Raw genomic sequence first — 20596 nt, forward strand, 5'->3', positions numbered from 1 at the left:
TCTAAGAGTTTCCAGAAAGTTCAAACAGGCCTTAAAGAAGGCAGCGGAGCATGAGCAGCGGAGCATGGTGAATATGCTTGAGGTACTCCTTTGTGACTATTGCGACCACAAAGGCATTGTGTTGCAAAGCCCAGAAGCCAGCCAAGAACTTGGTCAGGGTCGAGCAGTAACTGGCCGTAAAAAAAACGTAGGGGTTTCTATATGACTTTTCGCTATATTGGCTCCAAATCTAGACTCGTCGACAAGATAGCATCCCACATTGGGCCGCCTAGAAAGGGCGCGTTTTTTGTGGATGCTTTTTGTGGAACTGGAGCTGTAGCTGAGGCTGCTGCGGAGCATGGTTGGAATGTGCGGATTAATGATAGCTTGCACTCAGCTGTTATCTCTGCTGGGGCACGTCTTATCAGCCATGATCAGGTGACCTTCAAAAAACTTGGTGGGTACTCTGGTGCTGTTAGCAAGCTAAACGCAGTTAAGCCATTGCATGATTTTATGTGGCGCACTTATAGCCCCGCTTCGATCGATACGTGTGGAATTGAGCGTAGGTACTTCACCGAAGAAAATGCAGCTAAGATAGACGCTATGCGCTGCTTGATTGTTGAGTGGAAAGGTGCCGGATATATTGACGAAATTGAGGAGAGGCTATTGATTGCCGATCTCTTTAGTGCACTGAACCGCGTTGCCAACATTGCGGGCACTTTTGGCTGCTTCCTCTCCAAATGGACAAGCCAATCTCAAAACAAGATTGCCATGCGTTGCCGTGATCTCAAAGAAACTGGAGTGTGTGTTGAGGCTAGCGTGGGTGATGTGTTCGACGTTCCGAATGTTGCACACGACCTCGTGTATTTGGACCCCCCGTACACCAAGCGTCAATACGCGAGCTATTACCACATCCTTGAAACGGTGGCTCTTGGCGATGAGCCTGTGGTGGAGGGGGTTGCGGGACTTCGTCCATGGAAGGCCTTGGCTTCTGACTTTTGCTACAAGAGCCGTGCTCTCAAAACACTCTCGCGTCTGGTTCATGGCTTGAAGGCTCAAAGGGTACTGCTCTCGTACAGTAGTGAAGGGCACATCTGCATGCAGGACATGAAGGCTGAGCTTTCTAAGATCGGCTCGTCCACAATGTACCCTTTGGGCGCCATTGGTCGATACCGGCCAAACAAGGCAGCCAGTAGCTCGGCGTCCGATGTGAATGAGTTTTTGGTGGTCGTGAAACGGTCCATGGCACAGCTTCCCCAAGCCCAGTCAAAAACAGTTAAAGCTATCAAACCCGTTCTCGTGAGGAGCTATGCATGAGTTCTCCTCGGCCTGTTGAATCAGAGTACCTGGCCCCAGCAGAAGCGGCACTCACTCAGGCTGTGGGAGGGGAAACCAGCTTTGAGCTTCGGCTTCAAGTTTTGGAGGCAGCATCAGCGCGTTTTGGCGGGTTTGACCTAACGGCGTTTCATGAGGCTTTTGGAGTCAAGAGCAAGCGCGCAGCATCAGATCTTTTGGAGCTTGCGGTACCTGTAGCAAGTGCCATCGAGCGTTCACCTATTCACCCTGCTTTGGCACTGAGTGTCTTGGCGCGTGAGGTCTTGCATGAGCAGGATCGAAAAAGCACGGGCGCCTACCATACGGATTTTCGCCTGGCTACACGACTGGCGCAGCTCGCAGCCCCCAAGCTCACACACAAGAGCAAGGTGATTGATCCTGCCTGCGGTGCAGGAATTTTGCTAGCAGCGCTGACTCACGCAGTGTGTGGTATGGATAGAGCCAAGACGGCGCATTGGTTGGCTCACGGTGTGTATGCAGCGGATCTTTCTGGCAACTCTTTGCGTGCGGCACTGCTTGCGCTTGCTTCGTTCACTGATGATGTATCGACTCTTAAGGCTATGCGTGCCCGTTGGTACTGTGGCGATAGCTTGATGGCTGATCGCAAGGTTTGGACTGCCATGGTCCCTGAGGGGTTTGATGCGGTGATCGGCAATCCACCATGGGAAAAGGTCAAGCTCTCACGGCACGAATTCTTGAAGTCCTCAGGCACCAAGCGCCACTACGGGGCCCAAATTCATGGGCTTGATGAGGATCTGTTTGCCCAGCAGCGCAATGAGGTAGCGAACTACTCTCGTCGCCTGTTGGCTCGCTATCCCGATTTGGGTAATGGAGAGCCAGACCTATACATTGCTTTCACGGACCTCTTTTTTGAACTCTGCAAAAAGCAGGGTGTGGTGGTTGCACTAATTCCGGGTGGGCTCATTCGCTCGCAAGGTACCCGCGCCATGCGGCAGAAAATCTTTGATGCGAGCCAAAGCGTGTCCATGTCGATCATCGATAACCGTGCACGGTTCTTTACGATCGACACACGCTTTAAGTTCCTGGCCGTGGCTCTCACTAAGGCTGGCTCTGAAAAGAGCAAGCGTGAGCCCATCACTCTCATGCATGAGCGGGGCACCCCTACGGGATTGGAGATTACGGGAACTGCCACTATTGGGCGTGCAGCACTTGCGGGTGTTCGGGGCGATTTGAGCCTGCCCGAGGTTCGTAACGTGTCTGAGTGGAAGCTCTTCTCAAAGATCGGAGAAGCAGGTGTTTCGTGGGAAGAGCCTGGTTATGGCTGGACCCCGAAGTTTTGCCGTGAAGTTGATATGACCAAGGAGCGTCCTAAGTTCCTGGGGCGTGCCACGCCTGGCGCTTTGCCACTGGTGGAAGGTCGAATGGTGCAGGCGCATCGCTTTGGTGTAAAAGGCCACGTGTCAGGCACTGGTCGCCGTGCGTTGTGGGAGGCTTATGCCATCGGAGACTCACGCCTTGCCCCCCAGTTTTGGATTCGTCTCTCCGACATGCCCAGTGCTAACCAGCACCGTGCGGACGTGCTGCGTGTGGGCTTTTGCGACATTGCGGGTCAGACCAATGAGCGTTCGCTCATGGCCTCGTTAATTCCTGCTGGGGTGGTCTGTGGCAATAAGGTGCCCACGATCCTTTTCCCTGAAGACCCATCAGAAGAACGGCTGCTGGTGTGGGTGTCCATCGCTAACAGTTTTGCCTTTGACTGGATGCTTCGGCGTGTGCTCACTACGACGGTGAATTACTTCCTGCTGCAAAGCGTGCCCATGCCAAAACTCGCCAAAGATGGTTTGCCATGGAAGAGGCTGGTGAGTGCTGCACGCGAATTGCGCACACTTGACAGTGCGGGGGCTACTCGTGAAACCTACGAGCGCATGGCGCAGCTTCGTGGGGAGATTGATGCGGAAGTGGCCGTGGCCTATGGGCTCGATTTGAAGGACATGGAGTTAGTGCTCCAAGACTTCCCGCTTTTGGATCGGGGCCAAGTGGGCTTGCCAGGTGAGGCCAAGTCCACAATTACCCGAGATAATGTTTTGGCTGCAATGGCAAAACGCACAGGAAGTCTGTCTACAGTTTGGTCGCACCGTGCGATGCAGGCACGCGCGCTGGGGGCGATTGCTTATGTACCCTCTGAGTTCGCTCTGGGGGGCGAAGAAATAGAAGAAGGATCCAAAATTCATGGCTAATGGAGCGGGACAGGTTGCTCGAATTCTGTACAAGGAGATTGTTGAGGGAGATCGACGGAAAGCTGATGCGGAGTCTAATGACTCTGATTCTGGAGGGGGGGCAAGAGACTTTCGATTTCCCTACGAGGCGGTGTTGCCAGCTGTTGAGTTGATATTTCCCAATAAAATTCTCCGGGGTGGAAAGGCAGTACATCAAGGTACCTTCTTTTGGAACGAGCCGGACTCAACACAGGTTGTATCAAGAGCAGCTGAGTTTATGTCACCCACAAAGTCTCGGCCGAGAGAGGGATGGATTTCTCAGGTGCCGAAATTTTCATGTTTTGATTCGGACCGAATGCCATCAGGGGGAATTGGGAATCGCGTTTTGTTGCTTCTGATTCAGCTTCATGACCAGTCGGTTTGGCCGCACTTCGCGGAAGAAGCAACTCTTCGTGTTAAAGGCGTTTGGGATCCTTCAGTTGCTCAAGAGCTATTGAGTTGTTTGGATGCACAGCGGGCTGCTAATCGAGCCGTAATTGGCTATATCGACTTCACGAACATGCGTAGGTTCTGTAATGGTAAGTGAAAACTGCAAACAGGTGTTAAAGCTACTCGCACGTTCGCGCAACGTGCTGGTGTCTGGTGCACCTGGCACGGGCAAGTCCAAGCTCTTGGCCGAAGTTGCTTTGGCCTTTGAAACAGCCTTTGGTCTTGCTCCTGCAGGTGGCCCACCGCAGCTCAATCCCATGGGCGGCATCCCTATTCCCCCTGCTGCTGGGGTTGTTAAAGACATTCCTGCACCCACCAAGATGGACCGCAAAGTCTTTCGGACGGTCTTCCACCAAAACTCCAAGTACCGCGATTTCTTATCGGGCATCACGCCTGCGGTCAACAAGACAGCAGGAGACCCAGACTTCACCATCGTGAAGGGGACTCTGTACCGTGCCAGTGAGCATGCGAAGGGTGCCAATGGGGCTGCACTGTTGATCATTGATGAGATCAACCGAGGTCCTGCGGTGCAGGTGTTCGGTGGTGCCATTGTGGCCATTGAGTCCGATAAACGCTTGGCCTCTGATGGGGCCAAACTTGCTGAAACGCAGTTCTTTGAAATGCTCGATCCCGTCTCTGGTGATGTGATCGAATACGCACTGCCCCATGACCTCTATATCCTGGCTGCGATGAATCAGGCCGATGCGTCTGTGGAGCCCTTGGATGTCGCGTTCTTGCGTCGTTGGGAACCTATGCGCCTAGAGCCCGATGAGGCGGCTTTGCGGACGTTTTACGGTTTGGGTGCCAAGGGTGTCAATGCATTGCCTGATGTACCTGCCAGCGTGAACGATGCCTTGGAGGCTTCGGTGAGTGCCTGGATTGCTGTAAACGCGCAAATTGCTCTGGGCCGTGGTCCCGAGTTTCAGATCGGGCATGGTGTACTGATGTCGGATGTGAAGCCGCAAACATTGGGCCTTAATGAAGCTTTGGGCACGCTGTGTGTAGGGTGGGCGAAGGTGCGGGCACACGTGGAAGAGGTATTCTTCGGGGACACACGAGGAATTGCAGCGGCTCTTAATGCGCTGGATGGGCCAGCCTTTAATCCGTTCAAGCTCACCGAGACAACTTTTGCGGATGATTTACGCTTTCGTTTTGAAGGGCCCACGAATTTTGCTGAGAACAATATCTACGCAGCTCTCAGGGCATTTGCCAATCCGAGGGGGTAGCACGTGGTGAACCCCCGAACACGGCTGTCCCTTATTGAGTACGGTACACCCGTTGACCTGAGCCGTGCGATTGCTGAAGCGATTGGGGTGGATCGCACGAAGGCCAACAGCCTTTTATTGGAGGCTGGGAGCCGGATTGCGTCGAGCTTAAGGCTTAGCTACAACCCTATCAGTGTGGATGCCAAGGGCACACGTGCCATCGATTTTGCGGGCCTCATTCGCCTGGCACCTTCACTGGAACTGGAAGTTGCTCCCAAGTTTTTGGGACTCGACGACACAGATGCAGCGTGGCGCGAAGATTTCTTTTTCCTCTCCACGCTTTCACGTCATGGGCGGCTCTTGGCTTCCGAACGCTTATCGGCATCAGGTGGTACCCCAAGGGATTTGTCTACGCTAGTAGCTCGTTCCATCACGAGCATGTACGAGGCCCGTAAACGTCGGCCACTGCGCAGTTATCGTAGTGTGCGTGAAGCAGACTTCTTCATCGATGGGGATCCTGATCCGGTGGATCTCATCTTTCCTTCACCTGATGGCTTTGAGCAAGAGCTCATTCGCTTTGATCGCAAGAACGGTTGGAACGGGGATATCGTGGCAGCGGCCAGGGAGTTACTCCCTGAAGTAAGTGACCCTTCAGCCGCAAGTTCGCTGGTGCGTTTGATTGAGGACCTTTCGCCTCAGAACGTTGCTGCTAACCGTCGAAACCCCATTCCTGCACGGCACCGAGCGTGGAAGCCACTGCATGAGCTGTCTATCGATGTGCTCGGAGGCCTGGGGCTTAACTACAAGCAGGGACAGGCCCATGCACCTGGTTACTTAGTGAATACCTGGCGCGTGTGGGAAGATCTGTTAACGGTGGCCGCACGATTGGGCTTTGGTCGCAGTGCCGTAGTGCCCCAACAGGGCTATCCCTTAGGCACTAAGATCAGGATGATTACCGGTGCTGTGAGCAAGCTTTCAGTGTACCCAGACTGTGTAATTGAGCTCGATGGAACAAGGCCCAGGATGCTGCTGGATGCCAAGTACAAGGGCCACGTGGAGAAGGGACAGCTTCGCATCAGTGAAGCTGACATCTACGAAGCCCTGGCCTTCTCCAAGGCTACTGGATGCAACCTAGTGGCACTAGCCTATCCTGCACAACCAAGCGATGCCCCGCAGCCCGTAGGGACGTGCACTGTCTTTGAAAAGGCTGTGGTGGATGCCGTGCAAATCGTGGGCATTCAGATCGAGAGCCGCCTGATTTCTAGGGCGGGAGCTCTCAGATTATTTGCCGCAAACATGGCTGCTGGGGTTACAGCAGCCTTTGTGTGATTGATTCAAGGGCTTCTTCCTAACAGATTTAGCGATGGTTGATTTTACATTTAGGGGCGGTCTGAAAACGTTTAACATTGTCGGCAGCCAGGAGCTTGACTGCGCCATAACAGCAGGTTAAGTAGTTCCAAGCGTTGGCGTACCAGTATGCCTTTAAGGCTTTCTAATCGCTAAGTATGAAACTTTATTTCTACGGATCCGACCGGCAGGTGCGCCCGGCCTCTGGTTTAGGATGATAACCCCTCCTTTTTCGAACAAAAAAACACCGATCCAGGCGGCTTTTGCCGTTAGTTAGTATTAAACTTTATTTTCATCCCGCACGAGGCGCGGACATTTCATAAATGATTTGATGGGTATTACTTCACCGGGATTACGATCCTCTATCAGGTTAAACATATTATCCCTGCCATGAACTCTGCATCAGCCATCTGGTGTATGCTGCGTAAGTCAAAAAGGATGAATCGCCACGGGTTTAACAGTCACCTGGAAGGCGTCAGTCCGGAGGCCTTCGAAAAGGCCTCACCGTGAGGACAGATACTGTCTGCGGAAGCGGGGGCATTCCAAAGTGCCTGCTGCTGATCATCAAAACTTCAGCCACTGCCCGGTTTAGTCCGCCCCCGGATCCTCCTCAGACCGAGCCGTCAGTCCGACTGCGCTATGGGCCCTAACCCAAAACTGAAGTTCGCGCACCTACGCAAAATCTGTAATTACTCGACTGTTTAGCTGAGCCAAATTTTACGTATGAGCGTAGTTTTCAGCCCCGTTTTTCTCAGATTAAGCGACCAAAACAGTTTTCACACGGCTTGGGCACGCAGCGGTCAGTCAGAACAGGTAAAGCAGTGGGAAAGGAAAATTCTAAACTTGCAGATTAATTTTTGAGTTCTGAAAATGAGTTTATTGCGGCTTTTATGAACGGCCGCGGGCACGCTGACAGACGATTCAGTCTGACGGAGTCCCGATTCATGAAACTGACCCCTCTTGTTTTCCTGCCGGCTCTGCTGCCGGCATTCGCACTGGCCGGCACGGTCTTCTTCACCGACAGTCAACATCTGCCGACAAATCTGCCGCCGGACGTGCCGGTGGTCCTTCTTGATGGTCCTGACCGGCTGCAGGCCGACATGTTCGGGGAATTGCCTGCAGACCCGCAGCAGGCCGAAGCACAGGTCAGGCAGATTATGACGTCTCCTGCCTGGCAACAAAAACAGCTGCAACTAAACGATTCTTATCGGCAGGTGGTCCGGGCCTGGGAGCTGGGCATCAAAAAAGTGCCGGCTGTGGTATTTGATGACCGCGATGTGGTGTACGGCACCACGGATGTGGCCGTGGCCACTTCCCTGCGTAACCGGGGAGGTGGTCAGTGAATACAAAACCTTCCCGCATCAGAACCACGGTGTGCTCGCTGGCGGTTGCCACGGTACTGGGTACGGCAACCGCGCCGGCAGCTATTGCAGCACTTAACACCGCGCAGATTATTGCCAGCGCCGTGTCGCAAAACTGTATCAGCTGGCGTGTGAGTGGCATCTGTTACTGGCTGTTCTGCACCCCCTTTGGCTGCAAGGTGCGCACATCGGTCAAAGTCACCCACTTCATTCCTCAGACAGTCGTTTCGACCTATGTCGCTCCGGGCGGCAACCCGTGGCAGGAAATGGCGTTTGTCAGCCAGACCGCCGGCGGGTTAGAGAGTGCTGTGACCAGCGGGCTTTCCGGTGTTTCTGCCGGAGGAGCCAATCCGGCCGACATGAAAAATCCCGGCCAGCGCAAGTCTGCCGTCCGTTTCAAATATGCCGATGCGATTGGCCACCCGGCCACCTCCCTGATTGGCGGCAGTATTCCGGGCTATTCCTGTGATACCGCAGCCACCCCGTTAATGCCTTACTTCCTGAGTACGCTGGATTCGGCGGCCTGGCGCACGGGCGTGCCGGAGTCCCTCTATCCGGAGGCGCTTGTGCCCGGCCAGCGGGAAATCGGCAGTCAGGCCGCAGCAAATATGTGGGGCAACGTCTATCCCCGTTCGGGGTTTGTCAGCCAGACCGATGATGATAAAGCCTCTGCCGTGGTGGCACAGCGTGTCGCAGACATTATCACCCGCGCCGGGCAGCCGCATGTGTATCAGGTGCTCAAAGGCAACCGTCATGACGGGTACTGGCCACCGGGCGAGGTTAAGGAAAACACCGGCACACGCAATCACAAATGGCAGCGGCTGGCCCCCCACATGACACAGTCATGTGCCGTCTTCCCGGACGGGAGCCACACCGCCGCGAGCGACAACAACGAAGCCTTTGCGTTCTGGCAGCCCTACAGCTGCTGCAAACGACGCGGGCAGACATTTCTGGGCAGCACTGATATCTGATGAGGAAAACCGTGAAAAAAACACCTTCATTTTCAGCCGCTCGCGTAAGCCTGCTGCTGACCGGCTCCCTGCTGAACGTCCTCCCGGCCGCGCACGCAGCCGATGATGACAATACCATCCTGGGCATGTCCCTGCCGCAGGTGAACAACAGCGCCATCGGTTACGGCAAGTCCGTGGATGGGGCGGTGTCAGACAAACTGTTCTACACCCTCGGCGGCGGCTCGGTCATTTCCCAGCCGGCCACGCGCGGCAATATGCAGAAGCTGGGGCTGAATACCGGCTGGAGCAGTGACCTGATGTGCGGCAATTTTGACCTGAAAACCACCGTCGGCAACCAGCTCAACGGCGTCACATCAGGCTTTAAAAACCTGATGGGCGACGTGATTCAGGGGGCCACCGGCGCGGTGGCCAGTCTGCCGGCGATGGTCATTCAGCGGGCCAACCCCGGTCTGTATGACATGCTCACAAACGGCGTGCTTCAGGCCAATGTGTCATTCGACAAGGCGCAGCTCAACTGCCAGAACATGGCGAAAAAGATGATGGACTTCAGCGACAGCAGTAACTGGACGCAGCAGGCCATGATGGATGAATACAAGTCTGTTGTGAACAGCGGAGACACTGACGCGGTTCGTGCAGATGAGGCGGGGCGGAAAGTCACCGGCACGTCGGGCAATAACTGGATTGGCGGTCAGAAACGTGGGGGGGCGGGGCAGCCCGCCATCCGTGTCACCCATGACCTTGTTGCTGCCGGCTACAACATGATGAACGGTCTGCCTGTCACCGCTAATTCGACTGTCGGCGAAAGCAGCTGTAACGGTGGCGCATGCTCTAAATTCGGCAGCGCGGAAGAGGCGGCGGCCATGACCGTGAAGGTGCTGGGCGATCGTTCGATGCGCACCTGTGCCAACGCGAGCGAATGTACCAGCGGTGATGCGGATGACCAGCCCGGTACGACCGTTGCCGGCACCGGCTTTGCCCCACTGCTGGAAGAGGCAACCAAAGCCAACGCTGAGCAGCTGGTCAGGCTCGTCAACGGTACGGAAAAGCCCACGGCCGCGAATCTGGCGAAGCTGAAAACAGGCGGACTGCCGGTGACGGCCGGCGTGATTAAAGCCCTGCAGCGTGATCCGGATAACGCGGCCCTGACCGCCCGCCTTGCAGGCGAGCTGGCCATGTCTGACACGGTGGAAACGGCGCTGCTGATGCGTCGCATGATGGTTACCGGTATGTCGGAGCCGAATGCTGCCGCTCAGCCAAAGGCCATTGATACCGCCGGCCAGCGTATTGAGGCGCTGGATCGGGAAATCGCGGCGCTGAAAAACGAGATGGAGATGAAGCGTGAACTGTCACGTAATTCGGTGCTGACCATTATCGACAGGGAGAACCAGCGCGTCGAAACCAACCCGCAGACCCAGTCTGATGACAATACCGACAGTCGCTTCAACCAGATGGCAGCGCCGCAGTCGGCTGAATGAGGGAATAAGGATGCGTAAAAAAACGACTGTCAGGAAAGTCCTGACCCGTGCCGGCATTTTCCTCGCCTGCATGGCGCTGTTCATGGTGGTCTCACTGATGGTGGCTGACACCGCCATGAAACATCCGACTGAAGCTGCTGCATTCCGGAGCTGGATGCAGTCGACGCGCTACGGCTGGCTGATATGGCGACTGGCGCTGTATGCGCTGGTTGCGTGGGGCCTCTTGAAAATCCGGCATGCGCCGGGTTTGCAAGAGTCGTACAGGCGACCACTGCTGCGCATCAGTGTGGTCAGTGTACTTTTTATCGCGTTATGTGAGTACGCGATGTTTACCGGTCCGGGAGCCTGAAGATGACGACAAACAGCTATCTTGAGTATTTTCTCACGCTGCTCGGCTGGGTGATCAATAACGGCCTGTGGAATGTCCTGCTGAGTACCGGGCTTTTTGTCCTGCCGCTGGCGTTTAAGGTGGTGGGGGTTTGGCTCAGGGTCCGCGAAGAGGGGGAGGATGAAGGCAACAAGGGGATGCTGTCGTTGCCCCGTATCGAGAACGCGCTGTATGCCGGTTTCCTGGTGATGATTGCCTGCTGCGTACCGCTGATTAATGTCAGCCTCAGTACGATGCAGTACGACACAACCCGGGCAAAGAGCTGTGGTGTGTGGACGCCAAAAGCGCCGGATGAAAGCGGCTATGCCGGCGTGGTCACCAGTCTCAACGGCCAGACGGCTGCAGCACCGGTATGGTGGGTGCTGATTCATAAACTCTCAAAAGGGGTAACCCAGGCAGCCGTGGCGACCATTCCCTGCCGCCCTGACATGCGCCAGATCCGCTTTGAAGTGCAGCATACGCGTATCGACAACAAAGCGCTGGCGCAGGAACTGCAGGACTTCACCAACGACTGCTATTCGGTTGCGTTGTATCTGTGGAAGCAACAGGATCAGGGCCAGACAAAGGACAAAACCACGCTGCGTGATATCGAATGGATTGGCAGCAGTACATTCCTGAGCCGGTATTATCCTTCGTTGCAGTCCAAACTGCCCCGGGCTGCGTTCCCGTGGACCGACAGCCGGGACAGCGGCCGGCCCAATACAGGAAGAGGAGGCTATCCCACCTGCAGCGAGTGGTGGAGCAGTACGGACACCGGACTGAAAGCACGGGTGAAGGACCAGGCCGACCCCGATATGTGGCTGCGTATCTCGGCCGCAATGAAAATGTCAGGCTTTAACGACAGTGACTATCAGGAAGCCGTCATCCGTCGTCTGGTCAGCCCGGAAAGCCTGACGGTCTCACAGAATGGTCACGTGTATGCCGGCTATGGCGGCAACGCCGATTTTACCCTGGATAATGCCGCGGCGCGCGTGGCCTCCATTGGCGGTACGGCCCTCGGCAGTCTGGCCGCGTTCCCGGCGTTCGATGCGATGCGGCAGGCGCTGCCAATGGTGCAGGCCATCCTGCTGATGGCAATATATGTCATGCTGCCGCTGATCCTGGCATTTGCGGCCTACGAATTCAAAACCGTTATTACGCTGACCTTTGTGATATTTGCTCTTAACTTCCTGACATTCTGGTGGGAACTGGCGCGCTGGCTCGACAGCTGGTTGTTAACCGCGTTGTACAGTTCAGACACTCACAGCCGCTTTAATATGGCAGGGCTGCAGAACAGTACCGATGACCTTATTATGAATCTGGTTATGGGAGCGATGTTTATTGTACTGCCTGCCGTTTGGTTAGGAGCATTATCTTGGGCGGGAGTAAGAATAGGCGATGTAATCTCTGGGGCACTTAAAACTGGGGTTGCTAAACCTCAAGAAACCGGGGGAGCAGCTGTAGATTCAGTTAAAAAAAGTGTTCGTTTATAATGGCATATTAAGCGAGGCGTGAATGCCTCGCTTAATCTAGTTTCTCAGACGTAATGTCATCAGAACCCGTATAATAACCATATCCATCTTTACCATATCTGTAACCGGGGCCTGTGCTTGAATCATCATCGTCAGGAGCTGACGAGCTGACATTTTTTGCAATGAAGGTGATACATAAAAGAAAGATCAGGCATGCGGAGATCACAAAACCCACTGTCAAAAGCCCTGCTAGAGTGCCGGCAAAAACCAGAATCAAGGGTATATGGCCAATCCATGTAGGTATTCTATTTTTCTTTGCCAATGTTACGCAAATTTTATCAAGATTCAGGAGATTAACTTTCATTTGCTTATAAAGGATTGCAAGTCTTGCTCCACGATTCCAAGCTCGATTTTTTTGAGATTGAGGCATTACATTCCTCCATACTAGGTAAGCCTTAAAGACCACTATAGCCATAGCCGATTTTTTGTGCAATTAACAAGGGCTATTAGTATCCTGTAATAGCCCCCGTTTAAACCGGACACTTCACCAGTAAGACATAGGCAAAGAGCTATGTTTAAGGAGTGTCCTGTGCAAAGAATCGAAGTGATCACTGGCGAGCAAAAGCGCCGCCGTTATACTCCCGAAGAGAAAGCCCGTTTTGTAGCGCTCGCCATGCAGCCCTGACCTGCTCCCCGTTGATTAATACACCGTGATGTTAGTAATGTCTTCATATGACCCTGACCCCGAATATGCTCCAGTCATAATCAGGAATAACCGGCTTCATGTTGGCTGCATATTCAGGCAACCGGCAGACTTTTCAGCAAATTCAGATGGCGTCATCCAGCCCAGCGCAGAATGGGGACGTCTCTGGTTATAGTGTATGCGCCAGGCCTCGATTTTGCACCGTGCATCCTCCAGGGACATGAACCAGTTTTCGTTCAGGCATTCCTGCCGTAACCTGCCGTTGAAGGACTCCACCGTCGCATTGTCCGTCGGTGTTCCCGGGCGTGAGAAGTCGATTCTGATGCCTCTTTCGTACACCCATCTGTCCAGCATTTTACCTGCAAATTCAGAACCATTATCGGTTTTCAGCAACTGAGGTAAAGGACGTCTGAGCGCTATGCTGTTCAGCATTTCTGCCACTTCTGTTGAACGCAAATTCTGCCCCACGCAGATCCCCAGGCATTCGCGGGTGTACAGGTCGATAACCGTCAGCAGGCGCAGTCGTCGCCCGTCAAACAACGCATCAGAGACAAAATCCATGCCCCAGACGTGATTCGGATACAGACCCTGAGGCTGCGGTTGTCGGCGCTGGGCCGATTTATTGCGGCGTGGCCGTTTGAGACGCAGTGACAGCCCCTGTTCGCTGTAAAGCCGGTAGATCCGTTTGTGATTATCGCGCCAGCCTTCCCGCCTGAGCATCACGTGTACCCGGCGGTACCCGTAATGAACCCGGGTTTCGGTTATCTCACGGATGCGTAGCCGCAGTGCGCTGTCGTCGGCGGCCACAGAACGATATCGAAACGAGCTGCGGCTGACCCGCAGCGCAAAACAGACCTGTCTCTCACTGGCCCCGTAGCGGGCTTGCAAATCCCTGACCCATTCGCGCGGGTGTGCCAGCGTCAGCTCTTTTTTGCCAGCACGTCCTGCAGCATCGCCTTGTCGAGGCTCAGATCGGCAACCAGCCTCTTCAGCCGCAGATTTTCCTCTTCCAGTTGCCGCATATGCTTCAGCTCCGAAGGAGAAATACCACCGTATTTTTTACGCCACGTATAGAAAGTGGCATCCGAAATGCCCAGCTTGCGACAGACGTCCGGCACTGACGTACCCAGTTCAGCCTGCTTCAGGGCAAAAACAATCTGCTCTTCGGTGAATCGTGACTTTTTCATCGGCACCACCTCCGTTCAGGGGAGTGTTTATCATGCCGGAATTCTGTTTCTGAATGGAACAGGATTTTGGGTCAGGGTCAGTGGGGATAGGCCCAACGAAAACTCTGGTTAAACTGGCCCAATATGCAAGTAAACGCTGGCCAGCTACGCGAGGAGTAGTTGACCTGAGCAATATAGGGCGACAGCGAAAGTTAATGGCCTTGGTGCCAGTCGAAGAGGTCTGGGGTATTGGCCGTCGGCTCGGTAAAAAATTGCAGTTGATGGGGATTAACAATGCACTCCAGCTGTCTGAGCTGTCTCCTTCATTTATTCGTAAGCAATTTTCAGTGGTTGTTGAACGAACAGTAAGAGAACTCAACGGCATGCCCTGCCTGGGCCTTGAAGAGTTTACAGCTCCAAAGGAGCAAATCATATGCTCCCGCTCCTTTGGAGAAAAACCTACAGATGAATTCAGCATCCATCAGGCCGTCTGCGCTCATGCCGAACGTGCAGCGGAAAAGTTACGCGCAGAGCGCCAGTTTTGTAAACGAGTAGCGGTGTTCATCAGTACCAGTCCCTTTGCAGAGAATGAGTCGTTCTTTAAAATCAGGCTGTAACGGAGCTTGCTGTTCCGGCCCGTGATTCCCGGGATATCATCAAGGCGGCTGTAAGAGCTCTTGAAACAATATTCATCCCGGGGCATCGTTATCAACGCGCAGGTGTAATTCTCACCGATTTTCGCAGCGCGGCAGTATTACAACTTACCCTGTTCGATGACCTTCAGCCTCATCGTAATAGCGATGAATTAATGACACTCATAGACAGCATTAACAGCTCTGGTAAGGGTTCAGTCTGGTTTGCAGGGCAGGGCATTAAAAGTGATGCCACAGGCTGAAAGATGCGAATAGAAAGACTTTCGCCCGCTTTTACAAACAGATTGGATGATATTGTCAGAGTAAGGTAATCTTTTTTATATTTGCTCAAAACCGCACCATTGACATTACAAACTCTATACGGCAGGGTTTACAGTCTGTTACATGGTGAATAAGTCAAGCGTACTTTTCATTGACCGCTTTTTTAGTAAATATGTTTGGAGGATATGGATCGTGAGGAGTCTTACCGCCATTTTAATAATTCCTGCTCTTGTCACAGCCTGTAGCATGCAGGAAATAGCAGATACAAATAATAAAATCAGTCATGGTGCTTCAGGTATAATGAACTCTTTGAGGGGAAACTCTAACCCATCAACTGATGTTACGACACCAATGCATTTACCTCAGTCATTAAAAAAAGAATCCAAGTCTAAAAATTATACTGTAGCTGTTGATGTAGATACTGCTGCTGCCAGAATAAAAAGACATTACAAGTTTATGTCAAGTCAGGAGCTGGATAGTTTACGGAATAGCTCTAATGACGGGGCATGGAAAGCGGCCGCTGAAGATGATGCACATCCAGTTTGGGAGGCAATACCTGGTAGCTATTATAAAATGGGCTCTGACTGGAATGATAACGATCATTTAGATGTAGAAATTGAAAAAAACGGGAGTGGAAGTAAACTCTATATAACATATTCATCGGCATCTGCAGAAAGGCTATCGGGATCTGGCGTACAGAAGTTGATGAAGGAAATTCATTCCGTGGCTATAGGTGAGTGATATTTTATCGGGAAAAGGTAGTTATCATTATGTGTTAATGATAACTACCTGACTTTACCCGTGCCACTGTGCAGTGCGCCGGCCAGATAGTATTTTTCGTTCTGCCCCGGCGTCACTACCCGTTTCTGCTGTCCGCGCAACTGCCAGTCCGCACCGATTTTAGGATTAAGGTGGATATCCACTTCATCTTCATAAAATACCGGATGCTCTGCGCTGCATTCATCCAGCGCTTTGTGGATTACCGCCATCTTTTCATCTTTATGTGGGTCACGGATACGCAGAGTTGGCGCGGCCCTGCGCCATACAAGCCCCGCAGATGGCAACCAGCGGCGAACGGTTCCTGCATGTAACTGGCAACCGGTTATCTCATTGATTTTTAATGCCAGTAATTCGGTGCTCCAGCGTGAACGTTGATAACCAAAATCGCCGGGAGAATGCTTTATCAGCTCACGTAACAGGGTGCAGATATGTTCAAAAGGCCAGCGTCGGGAGCGCCCTGCGGGTAAGGATTTCAGGCCTTCAATACCTGAGTGCGTAAACCAGTTAATCCAGCGACCAACGGATGAACGGGCACAACAGAGAGTTCTGGCAACATCGCTGACCCGTTCACCCCGATGAAGCATCAGCATGGCCGTGAGTCTGCGGGCATGATTTTTATCGCGCGTTTTATGAATAGCTTTCTGCATCAGGCGTCGTTCGCCACGGGGTATTGGTGCTATGATCGGCATCGCTCAGTCCGGTTGGTGGTTTTGGTTGGTTTGGCGATTGATCAGATCGCACAATCCGGGCTGAGTTCCCTTTCAGTGATCTACTATTCCGCGCATCTATTTAGTCATTAAGAATATATTTAGATCAATAGAGGTTAATAATAAATAAAAGAATAAAAAGTTAGATAATCCGAAAATCAGAATCATAAGGCGTTGTTTTAAAATATCCATATCAACCACTTTCATCGGAGAAAACTACATATTACTCACCCAAAAAACGATGTCTACATCCATTTGACGTCGTATTTCCCTGTTGGTACTATCAAACTGTTGTACTGTCGCACTGGCGACCACCAATGCTCTTGTAGCCTGTGATGAGCGCCTTTGGGTGGCTACAGTCGCACTTAAGCTGCGACCACCAATGTTCCGGCAGTCTGTGAGGAGCGCCTTCGGGTGACTGCACAATAAAACTCTCTAAGCCTGAAAGGGAGTACATGAAAAATGTGGCAAATCTGCTCACCTTTGAAAGCAGATATCGTCTATGAAGGCGCACTATGACGCGGCGATGAAGGTTTACTGTGTAGCAAATCTGCCAGTTTCAATTCACTTCCGTTCTGTGAACGGCATCAGTTCAACGTCTTCTCATTTGCAGTGATACGCCCTGAGTTTCGTACGACTTTTGCATCGACGGATAAGGCCATTTGGTACATTTGGCCGCTTACGGAGTTGCATTAGGAGCACGAAGCTGCGCGGCGTCACTTGTGAAGTGGCGAAGACACTACCAAGTGACGCGCGCAGCGCATAACGTCTCAACCCACGTAAGACGTGGTTTTCAACGTTTTACTACCATCTGACCAACATGTAGCCCGTGTCAGTGCGGTTTTAAAATCACTTTCACATCAACGTAAGCACGACGGGAGGCCGTCTGAACGTTCAACTATCAGTAAGGAGGAAATCGACTCGGTATCGATGGCGACACTACGAGCAGTAGTGTTGGAGGCAGCTTGACGTAAGTCAGCTCTGCATAAGCAGCAAACAGATCAGAGATCTGGGGTGCCTCGCAAGAACTCAACAATTCGCCGCCCCGATGCACAGATACCAGTCGAGACGCAGGAAGCGCAACAGCAACCGTGTCGTCGGGGAATGAATTGCTGGTCTACAGATCCGTCTGCTTCTTTACAAGCAGAGGGACGTGTATGCCTTTGGAGAGAGTGAAATGTCCAGATTCAGTAAACAGCTGTGCAAACAACTCGTCACGCTTGCCCGTCAGGGGCGGGGAAGTTATAAAACGGTGGCTGACCGTTCAAGAATCGCAGAACGTTTTTCTGAACGACTGTCTGAACTGAATATTCAGATCAGGGACGTAAAACATATCAAAACTTCCCATATTGAAAAGTATATTGAGAGCAGGAAGGCAGATAGTTTATCTCTCAGGACGTTACAGAATGAGATGTCTGCTATCCGTTCTGTTTTATTATCAGCAGGAAGAAATAAACTGGCCGATCCCAGTCACATTAACCTGAGTAATCAGGCGCTCGGGATTTCTGGTGCTAACCGGGATGGAACTAAACTTCCCATTACAGACGAAAAACTTAATGCTGTGGTCAGTTTTGCCCAAAGAAAAGACGAGGGCGTTGCTCTTGCTGTGCAACTTTCCCGATATCTTGGATTGAGAACAGAAGAAACCGTTCAGTCTGCAAAGTCTTTAAAGACATGGAGGCAGGCACTGATTAATAATCATGAGCGTGTCCGTGTTGTTTTCGGGACTAAAGGCGGACGTCCAAGGGAAACGACAGTTTTTAATCGCGAAAAAGTTTTATCAATTCTTGACAAGGCAATTAGTTATGTCAGTGAACATAACGGAAAACTGATTGATAAACCCTCTCTGCATACCGCTATTGATCGCTACCGTAATATTGTAAGAGAGGCCGGAATGAATGGTAAAAATGCGCCGCACAGTTTACGTTACGCTTACTCCCGCGATGCTGTAAATCACCATATTAAAAATGGAATGAGTCGCGATGAATCCGAGGCATTAGTTTCAATGGACCTGGGCCATGGAGATGGTCGGGGGCGTTATATTAAACAAGTTTATTTTCGTAAGGAAAAAGAATAGATTGTATCGCTACTGAATTTTCAGGATGTACAGCCACAGCTCATGCAGGGCTGTGGCTTCTTTAAATTATCAATCAGTAAATTTACATGTTCGAATAGCTTTAATGCTTGATGCGCCAGCAAGTCTTACTGTTTCATTTATTGACTTTCCGTTTCTGAAAGGATTGATTGTCTCTTTTTTACTTGTTGGATTTATTTTTAATCTGATAATTGTTTTGACATGCAAAAAATATCGTTTCTTTATTCCGGGTGTGTGAGTCATTCGCATTTTTCTTGACAAGATATCCGCAAGTACTGCTGCCAGTGGGGAGTCTGGAGTTGCTGTACATGATGATGGGTGAGTTTTACCCGACATGTAGGGGTCCGCTTGGAAAACGGAATCTATGGTCACTCCCGTTTTTGCAACACCGATTTTGACGATAAATTGGCTTGCTTGAATCTATCCGGCGTCTGAATGGGATTTTATTCCCGCGCCTCGATGAGTTCCGCGCCTGATGAACCTCCAGAAAATATACGGCTTCAATGAGCCTTTCCGTTTTACAGGTTCCTCAACAGGCCGGTGGGCCGTTAGTATCATCAATATCAGTATTCGCAAAACCAGATCAGTGATTCTTTAAACCGGTGTATTTCTGCCGTTATGCTACATAAGTTTGCTGTCGTGCCGTTAGGGCCCAGGCTATTCTGGCCAGCTTGTTTGCCAGAGCACAAGTGACGACAAAGTTGCTTTTCCTACACAGTAGATCCCTGACCCAATCGGCCAATTTGCCAGACTGGTGTTCCAGTTTTTGTATGAATACCCTGGCACATTGAACCAACAAAGTTCGGATCTTTTTGTTACCTCGCTTACTAATTCCCAGCAATGTCGTCCGACCTCCCGTGCTGTACTGTCGAGGCACTAGCCCTGTTGCCGCCGCAAAGTCACGACTGCTGGCGTACTGCTTCCCGTCGCCAATCTCAGTTGAAATAGTACTCGCTGTCAGTGTTCCGACGCAGGGAATGCTCAGCAAGCGCTGTCCAATCTCATCTTCGTCCAACTTTCGTTTCAACTGGGATTCCAAATCTTTAATCTGCTCAACAAGATAGTGATAATGCTGTTGTAATTTCAGCAATAACTGGCTGAGGTATAGAGGCAAACTATTGTCCTCAAGAAGGGTACTCAGTCGGCTAATAACGGCAGCTCCTCGTGGAACGCTGATGCCAAATTCCAGCAGAAAAGCATGCATCTGATTGGTTGTTTTTACCTTATCCTGAACCAGGGATTCACGGACACGATGCAGCGCACGCATTGCCTGCTGAGATTCAGTTCTGGGCTGTACAAAACGCATAGACGGACGCGATGCAGCTTCACAAATAGCTTCGGCGTCGACAAAGTCGTTTTTGTTACTTTTAACGAATGGACGGACAAATTGTGGTGATATCAGCTTAGGAAAATGCCCCAACTCTTCCAACTTGCGTGCCATAAAGTGAGAGCCACCACAGGCTTCCATTGCGATGGTTGTAGCGGGGCATGTCGCCAAAAATTCGATTAACTTTGGCCGTGTAAATTTTTTACGGTAAACAGCCTTGCCGCGACGATCCTGGCAATGAATATGGAAAGAGTTTTTACCCAGATCGATACCAATGAGCGCAATGTTTTCCATGATAGTTCTCCGAATGAAAGCCTATCCTCAGCATAGTACCGGGAAGGAGGGAGTGACCATCTCATTAAATATCCTACGCTAAGCCTGTTTTTCGTACAGATTGCTTCACGGGTCTATGGTGATAGCTAAAAAATCACCAATACTACCTCACGAGTATGTTGATAGCTCATCGTGCCCGTATCAAGTTTGCATATACCAAGGAAGCGGAGACGAAAGACCACCTATTACTGAGGGATCCCCAGTAATGGGAGGGTAAAATGAAAGATATAATGCTACCAATTACTCACCGTCAGTCACGTATCGCTGGATTAACTACGGCATTCGCAGCGAGATAAGTATTCCCCATGTTAAGCCAATAGAAATATAATTATCCATTTTAATTTCGGGCTAGCATCAGTGAATTTTTTTGTTTTTACGAAAACTTTTAGTAAA

Annotated in this window: 18 protein-coding genes and 1 pseudogene; 14 read left to right on the forward strand and 5 right to left on the reverse strand. The window is 51.7% G+C overall.

Annotated features, from left to right (window positions below; genetic code table 11):
* Positions 1-201: 201 nt before the first annotated feature.
* The 10 genes from HV041_RS00245 to HV041_RS00290 all read left to right on the forward strand — a co-directional run bounded on the left by HV041_RS00245 (position 202) and on the right by HV041_RS00290 (position 12199).
* Positions 202-1296, forward strand: a complete 1095-nt coding sequence (locus tag HV041_RS00245; RefSeq protein WP_016808252.1) for a DNA adenine methylase — start codon at positions 202-204, stop codon at positions 1294-1296.
* The gene (locus tag HV041_RS00250; RefSeq protein ID WP_016808251.1) at positions 1293-3512 is read left to right on the forward strand and encodes an N-6 DNA methylase; all 2220 of its coding nucleotides are present in this window, start codon (positions 1293-1295) and stop codon (positions 3510-3512) included. The genes HV041_RS00245 and HV041_RS00250 overlap by 4 nt, the downstream gene beginning before the upstream one ends.
* A complete protein-coding gene (locus HV041_RS00255) occupies positions 3505-4077 on the forward strand; it encodes a hypothetical protein (RefSeq protein ID WP_016808250.1) in 573 nt (190 codons plus the stop codon). Before HV041_RS00250 ends, HV041_RS00255 begins: the two co-directional genes overlap by 8 nt.
* Positions 4067-5206 carry an AAA family ATPase gene (locus HV041_RS00260; protein ID WP_016808249.1) on the forward strand — a complete coding sequence of 380 codons (1140 nt, stop codon included), beginning with the start codon at positions 4067-4069 and terminating at the stop codon, positions 5204-5206. The genes HV041_RS00255 and HV041_RS00260 overlap by 11 nt, the downstream gene beginning before the upstream one ends.
* Positions 5207-5209: 3 nt before the next feature.
* Positions 5210-6514 (forward strand): restriction endonuclease, encoded by a 1305-nt coding sequence (locus tag HV041_RS00265; protein WP_016808248.1) that lies wholly within the window; start codon positions 5210-5212, stop codon positions 6512-6514.
* Positions 6515-7476: 962 nt separating this feature from the next.
* Positions 7477-7875 (forward strand): TIGR03757 family integrating conjugative element protein, encoded by a 399-nt coding sequence (locus tag HV041_RS00270; RefSeq protein WP_016808247.1) that lies wholly within the window; start codon positions 7477-7479, stop codon positions 7873-7875.
* Positions 7872-8864 (forward strand): TIGR03756 family integrating conjugative element protein, encoded by a 993-nt coding sequence (locus HV041_RS00275; protein ID WP_016808246.1) that lies wholly within the window; start codon positions 7872-7874, stop codon positions 8862-8864. Before HV041_RS00270 ends, HV041_RS00275 begins: the two co-directional genes overlap by 4 nt.
* Positions 8864-10339, forward strand: coding sequence for an integrating conjugative element protein (locus HV041_RS00280; RefSeq protein WP_016808245.1), 1476 nt, complete (start codon positions 8864-8866; stop codon positions 10337-10339). Before HV041_RS00275 ends, HV041_RS00280 begins: the two co-directional genes overlap by 1 nt.
* 10 nt (positions 10340-10349) lie before the next feature.
* A complete protein-coding gene (locus tag HV041_RS00285) occupies positions 10350-10688 on the forward strand; it encodes a hypothetical protein (protein WP_016808244.1) in 339 nt (112 codons plus the stop codon).
* A 2-nt stretch (positions 10689-10690) separates the two neighbouring features.
* Positions 10691-12199 (forward strand): conjugal transfer protein TraG N-terminal domain-containing protein, encoded by a 1509-nt coding sequence (locus HV041_RS00290; protein WP_016808243.1) that lies wholly within the window; start codon positions 10691-10693, stop codon positions 12197-12199.
* Between the two features lie 31 nt (positions 12200-12230).
* Here the strand turns inward: HV041_RS00290 and HV041_RS00295 are convergent, their stop codons facing one another.
* Together HV041_RS00295 and HV041_RS00300 are read right to left on the reverse strand one after the other, a co-directional pair.
* Positions 12231-12608 (reverse strand): hypothetical protein, encoded by a 378-nt coding sequence (locus HV041_RS00295; RefSeq protein WP_016808242.1) that lies wholly within the window; start codon positions 12606-12608, stop codon positions 12231-12233.
* Between the two features lie 351 nt (positions 12609-12959).
* Positions 12960-14068, reverse strand: a protein-coding gene (locus HV041_RS00300; RefSeq protein ID WP_182294033.1) for an IS3 family transposase whose coding sequence is annotated in 2 segments (ribosomal slippage) — positions 12960-13807 and positions 13807-14068 — 1110 coding nt in all. Because the reading frame shifts where the segments join, the coding sequence is not laid out codon by codon here.
* A gap of 53 nt (positions 14069-14121) precedes the next feature.
* Between HV041_RS00300 and HV041_RS24935 the strand changes: the two genes are divergently transcribed.
* The 3 genes from HV041_RS24935 (at position 14122) to HV041_RS00310 (ending at position 15702) form a co-directional block, all read left to right on the forward strand.
* Positions 14122-14664, forward strand: a complete 543-nt coding sequence (locus HV041_RS24935; protein WP_050547113.1) for a hypothetical protein — start codon at positions 14122-14124, stop codon at positions 14662-14664.
* Positions 14665-14702: 38 nt separating this feature from the next.
* Entirely contained in the window at positions 14703-14942 is a 240-nt protein-coding gene (locus tag HV041_RS25210; protein ID WP_326928816.1) for a DUF4113 domain-containing protein, read from the forward strand.
* A gap of 211 nt (positions 14943-15153) precedes the next feature.
* The gene (locus tag HV041_RS00310) at positions 15154-15702 is read left to right on the forward strand and encodes a hypothetical protein (protein ID WP_221891797.1); all 549 of its coding nucleotides are present in this window, start codon (positions 15154-15156) and stop codon (positions 15700-15702) included.
* 50 nt (positions 15703-15752) lie between these two features.
* Here the strand turns inward: HV041_RS00310 and HV041_RS00315 are convergent.
* Positions 15753-16430 (reverse strand): annotated as a pseudogene (locus HV041_RS00315) (IS630-like element ISEc33 family transposase); the annotation flags it as partial.
* 1195 nt (positions 16431-17625) lie between these two features.
* On the opposite strand from HV041_RS00315, the gene HV041_RS00320 reads away from it, so the two are divergent.
* Positions 17626-18525: an integrase domain-containing protein gene (locus HV041_RS00320; protein WP_026056053.1), complete on the forward strand. Its 900-nt coding sequence runs from the start codon at positions 17626-17628 to the stop codon at positions 18523-18525.
* Positions 18526-18594: 69 nt separating this feature from the next.
* Here HV041_RS00320 and HV041_RS00325 read toward each other — a convergent pair whose 3' ends face one another.
* Both HV041_RS00325 and HV041_RS00330 read right to left on the reverse strand, forming a co-directional pair.
* Entirely contained in the window at positions 18595-18879 is a 285-nt protein-coding gene (locus HV041_RS00325) for a hypothetical protein (protein ID WP_129008949.1), read from the reverse strand.
* A 280-nt stretch (positions 18880-19159) separates the two neighbouring features.
* The gene (locus HV041_RS00330; protein WP_000427620.1) at positions 19160-20164 is read right to left on the reverse strand and encodes an IS110-like element IS4321 family transposase; all 1005 of its coding nucleotides are present in this window, start codon (positions 20162-20164) and stop codon (positions 19160-19162) included.
* Between the last annotated feature and the right edge of the window lie 432 nt (positions 20165-20596).

The sequence above is a fragment of the Citrobacter sp. RHBSTW-00029 genome (assembly GCF_014104295.1).
Lineage (GTDB): Bacteria > Pseudomonadota > Gammaproteobacteria > Enterobacterales > Enterobacteriaceae > Citrobacter > Citrobacter youngae.